Consider the following 816-nt stretch of genomic DNA (forward strand, 5'->3'; position numbering starts at 1 on the left):
TAACAAGGTAGCCGTATCGGAAGGTGCGGCTGGATCACCTCCTTTCTATGGAGTTTAACTCTAGTCGACAGACAACTTCATGTTGTTTGAAGCTTTGGTCTTTTGTTCAGTTTTGAGAGGACTCAAAACTCTCTATTTAAATGCTTTTGCTCCTGCGTCTACGAGTGTTTGCTAACGAAGCAAGCTTCCTCGGAGCAAGGCAGCACGTAGCAGTCACTGAGAAGTGTTACATGATGTAATTGAAGTCAGTAGCCTTGTTCAGTTTTGAGAGAACTTACTCTCAATTAATATAGAAGAAACTGATTTGATATCAAATAGATCAGTAGATTTGGGTTCTTTGAAAACTAGATAATGCAAATAGAAACAATAGTAAGTTCATCGGTATCTTATTTATAAGAGAAGTTGAACGAACGTCAAGAATTCAAAAACGACTTTTTTAAATAGATCGTTTTTGGCAAAGAGCTTCGAGCAGTTCGAGGAAGCGAGTGGTCGAAAGAATGGAGCGTAGTTTACTACGTGACATGACTGAGATCCACGAAGCTGACGAAGAAATGCGAAGAAGATCTGCAGCCAAAATGTAATTGCAAAGAGAACCGAGTAGTTCGAGGAAGCAAGTGGCCGAAAGAATGGAGCGTACACCCGTACGTGACATGACTGAGGACCACGCAGCTGACGAAGAAATACGAAGGTTATCTGTAGCAATTTGGTTAAGTTAGAAAGGGCGCACGGTGAATGCCTTGGCACTAGGAGCCTAAGAAGGACGCGACGAACGGCGAAACGCCTCGGGGAGCTGTAAGTGAGCTTTGATCCGAGGAT

General features: G+C 43.0%; 1 rRNA gene. It reads left to right on the forward strand.

Going from position 1 to position 816, the window contains the following annotated elements:
- Positions 1-705 precede the first annotated feature (705 nt).
- A 23S ribosomal RNA gene (locus AC1FXP_RS23535) occupies positions 706-816 on the forward strand; the annotation flags it as partial.

The organism is Halalkalibacter sp. HAAS-P013 (genome assembly GCF_056619925.1).